Origin of the sequence: Candidatus Darwinibacter acetoxidans (genome assembly GCF_041936445.1) — a bacterium.
Classification (GTDB): domain Bacteria; phylum Bacillota; class Limnochordia; order Darwinibacteriales; family Darwinibacteriaceae; genus DTU010.
Genome location: NZ_JBHGXH010000129.1, coordinates 1 through 3,415, shown reverse-complemented (window position 1 = coordinate 3,415; position 3,415 = coordinate 1). Strand labels below are relative to the sequence as shown.

Sequence of the window (3,415 nt, the reverse complement as noted above, 5' to 3'; positions counted from 1 at the left end):
CCTAACGAAGTACAGTGTTGGTATTGTGTCGCAGTTCTACGAACGGCGGTAGATTCTTCAGGAGCGGTGTACGCGGCCCGTACGCACCGTTCTGTGAGAGGAAAGCCGCTAGGCTGATCACCTAGCGGCTACCTACTCGATCCCTGGGCGCGGTCTAGAGCCGCAGGTCCGCCACCACCGCGTTGTGCAGCCGCGCCCGTACGGGCATGAGGGGAAGCTTTTTCTCCCCGTGCACATAGTTGGTCAACAGCACAATCACCAAGTCCTTCTCCGGATCGATCCAGAGGGAAGTGCCCGTGAACCCGGTGTGCCCGAAGGACCTCGGGGAGAGAAGCTCACCGCTGGAGCGGGGGCTAATGGCGGCCCAAGGGGCCGGCTCGGCAAAGGGCAGCTCCCAGGGAGCCGGGGCTGCCGCCGGCTCCGCCAGTCCAGGCTGGGACAGGGCCCAGCCCAGCCCCCGGGGAGGCCCCAGCGCCGAGGTGTGGTCCGCCACCGCCAGCCTGGCCAGGGAGGGCGTGAGCAGACCGTTTTCCTCTCCCCGCAGCATGGCCAGCCAGGCCCGCCCGTAGATGAGGAGGTCCTCGGCGCTGCCGAAAAGGCCCGCGTTCCCCGCCACCCCGCCCAGGGCGTGGCGGGCGTTGCCGTCATGGGGCAGCCCCACAGGAAAACCCTGGGCCCAACCGCTGAAGGTCAGGCCCGCCCTGGCCGCCTTGGGTTTTTCCGTGAGGTCATCAGGTTAGTGAGCACCAACCGCTCCGGGGGTACCCCCAGATGCTCCAGGGGCAGAAAGGCCGTGCTGCGCATACCCAAAGGCTCAAAGACCAGCCGCCGGCAGGCCTGGTGGAGTCCCTCCCCTGTCACTTCCTCCACGATGAAGCCCAGGAGGATAAAGCCTAAACAGCTGTAGTGCACCGCGGTGCCCGGCGGGTAGGCCAGCTCCAGGCTGCTGAGGAAGAAGAGCACTGCGCTTTTCCCCACCGCCCGGGTGTAGACTGGATACCAAGGGGGCAGGCCCCCTGTGTGGGTGAGCAGGTGCCGGATGCTCACCGCGCTGCGGCGGGGGCCGCGCCAAGCAGGCAGGAAGCTCCCCACCGGCTCATCCAGGGAGATGCACCCCGCATCCACCAGCCGCAGCAGGGCCGCTGCGGTGGCCACGGGCTTGGTGAGGGAAGCGAGATCAAAAACGCTGTCCACCTGCATTTTTCTCTGTTCCGGGAGGCTGGCAAGGCCGAAACTCTCCAGCCAGAGAACGCCCCGTGAGGTGGCGGCAGCGGCCACCGCCCCCGGGAACACCCCCCGCTGCGCAGCCTCCTGCACAACCCGCCGGCTCCTGGTGAAATCCCGGATCATCTGGCCTTCCCCACCTTCCAGTCAAGATCCCGCCACGTACCGTAGTGGAAAAAGCAGAGCCCCGCGGCTCCAGCCCGCCGAGCCGCCTCCAGGTAAGCAGTGAGCTCCTCGCCGGAAAGGGGATGCTCGGGGCTCCGCAGGATCCCGCTGAAAAGGGGCAGGTCCCCCTTGAGCCTGGAGCGCTGCTTGGCGATCACCATTTGAAAACTCTCCGTGGTCAGCCAGTAGTTCATGGGGCAGACAAAATCCACAAGGCCCACCTCGGCCCAGCGCCACCAGTCCTGGCCGAAATCCCACACGGCGCTGTCCAGATCCGCAGCTCTACCCACCAGTTCAGAGCCGTAGGGTGAGCTGTACCAAACGGTGATGGAAAGCTCTTTATCCGCCCCCACCCCCTTTACTGCCCTGCGCACCTCCGCCAGAAGATCCTCCAGGACCTGGGCCCGGAAGTGTACCCAAGCCTCCCCCAAGTGCCCCAAAATCCATTCCGCTTTCTCCTGCGTGCTCTGGAGCTCGGCGGGCAGCACCGCGCCTTGGCGGCGGCAGAACTCCTCAATGCAGCGGCTGCAGAAGCAGTAGCTGAACTGGCGGTGGAAGTGGAGCTCCTTGCCCAGGGGTGGATCGTGGTAGAGCATGTCTTTCTGCTCGAGAAAAAAGGTGACCCTTTTGTCCCCCACCACCAGCTGCACCGGGGAGCCCTCCGCCAGCAGGCTCAAGGTGTGCCCCAGCTCCTGGGCCAAAACGGTGAAGCGGCTGTGGTAGTGGTAGTAGCGGATGAAATCCAGCTGGATCCCCTCAAGGGCTGGGTAGCTTTCCAGGATATGGCGGCTTGTGGCCGCAACCAGGTCCACCACTTCGGGGCTGGTGGGATCCAAGAAGTACCGCCTGCCGGCAATGGGCTCATCCAGGACGGAAATGCCGTGGTAGTCCACGCAGAAAAGCTCCCGGCGTTCCGTCCTGATCCACTGCTCCGGCACGGAGGTCAAGGCGCTGAAAAGGCCGTGGACCTCCAGCCCCCCATCGGCGCAGGCTTGGACAAACCGCGCCAGCTCTTGATCTGGCGCCGCTTTCTTGGCATACCTGGCGCCGGGAAAACAATCTAGAAGGACGATCTTAACGCCGAAGCGCTCCGCCCAGGCCAGGAACTCCCCGGGGCCTGCGGGAGGGTTGAAGCCGGGGCGGAAATAAAGCCAAACCGCGTTTTTCACTGCGCCAATCCCCCCTTTGCTTCTTCCAGCTTCAGGCAGCGCACCAGATGACCTGGAGCCACCTCTTCCAGCTCCGGCACTTCCCGGGCGCACTGGGGGCCCGCCAGGGGGCAGCGGGGATGGAAGCGGCAGCCGGGGGGAGGATTGATCAAACTGGGTATATCCCCCTTCGCGGGCAGCCTGCCCTGGCGGAACCCCTGCTCGGGCTGGGGCGCGGCCGCCCTCAACAGCTGGGTGTAGGGATGGTAGGCGGCATGGATCACGGCGCGGGCCGGCCCCATCTCCACCAGCATCCCCGCATAGAGCACCGCGATGCGATCCGCCAGGTATTTCGCCCCCGCCAGGTCATGGGTGATGTAGAGCAGGGAGATGTTCCGCTCCTCCCTAAACCTTTTCAGAAGGTTCATGATGATCATCTTGATGGAAACATCCAGCATGGATGTGGGCTCATCGGCGAGGAGCAGCTCCGGCTCCACCGAAATGGCCCGGGCGATGTTGATCCGCTGGCGCTCCCCCCCGGAGAGCTCATGGGGAAACTTAGGAAGGTACTTTTCCGCAGGTTCCAGCCCCACGCTGGCCAAAAGCTCCTCCACCTTCCCCCTGATCTCCCGCCTTGTGGCCAGGCCGTGGATCTTGAAGGGGCGCTCCAGGATACTCTCGATGCGGTGCGTGGGGTTGAGCACCTCGTAGGGGTTCTGGAAGATCATCTGCACCGACTTCTTGTACTCCTTGTCACCGCCCCGCTGCTGGAAGATGTCCCGGCCCTTAAAGAGCACCTCACCCTGGGTGGGTCGGTACAGCTTGGCCACCACTTTGGCGGTGGTGGTCTTGCCACTGCCCGATTCGCCAACCAGGGC

At 64.6% G+C, this 3,415-nt stretch carries 4 protein-coding genes and 1 pseudogene; all 5 read right to left on the bottom strand.

Annotation, left to right across the window (positions count from 1 at the left end):
* Window positions 1–154: 154 nt before the first annotated feature.
* On the bottom strand, window positions 155–694 hold the full coding sequence (locus ACE4YL_RS04520; RefSeq protein ID WP_461359639.1) for a serine hydrolase: 540 nt from the start codon (window positions 692–694) through the stop codon (window positions 155–157).
* Window positions 691–1,350 (bottom strand): serine hydrolase domain-containing protein, encoded by a 660-nt coding sequence (locus tag ACE4YL_RS04515; RefSeq protein WP_461359636.1) that lies wholly within the window; start codon window positions 1,348–1,350, stop codon window positions 691–693. The genes ACE4YL_RS04520 and ACE4YL_RS04515 overlap by 4 nt, the downstream gene beginning before the upstream one ends.
* Window positions 1,347–2,558 carry a glycoside hydrolase family 10 protein gene (locus tag ACE4YL_RS04510; RefSeq protein ID WP_461359925.1) on the bottom strand — a complete coding sequence of 404 codons (1,212 nt, stop codon included), beginning with the start codon at window positions 2,556–2,558 and terminating at the stop codon, window positions 1,347–1,349. The genes ACE4YL_RS04515 and ACE4YL_RS04510 overlap by 4 nt, the downstream gene beginning before the upstream one ends.
* Window positions 2,555–2,839, bottom strand: a complete 285-nt coding sequence (locus ACE4YL_RS04505) for an oligopeptide/dipeptide ABC transporter ATP-binding protein (protein WP_461359926.1) — start codon at window positions 2,837–2,839, stop codon at window positions 2,555–2,557. The genes ACE4YL_RS04510 and ACE4YL_RS04505 overlap by 4 nt, the downstream gene beginning before the upstream one ends.
* A 147-nt stretch (window positions 2,840–2,986) precedes the next feature.
* A pseudogene (locus ACE4YL_RS04500) lies at window positions 2,987–3,412 on the bottom strand (ATP-binding cassette domain-containing protein); the annotation flags it as partial.
* Window positions 3,413–3,415: the final 3 nt, after the last annotated feature.

Bases quoted from the DNA above. Each gene is read 5' to 3' on its own strand.
- ACE4YL_RS04505 (WP_461359926.1), bottom strand. From the start codon at position 2,839: ATGGGGCCGGCCCGCGCCGTGATCCATGCCGCCTACCATCCCTACACC.
- ACE4YL_RS04515 (WP_461359636.1), bottom strand. From the start codon at position 1,350: ATGATCCGGGATTTCACCAGGAGCCGGCGGGTTGTGCAGGAGGCTGCG.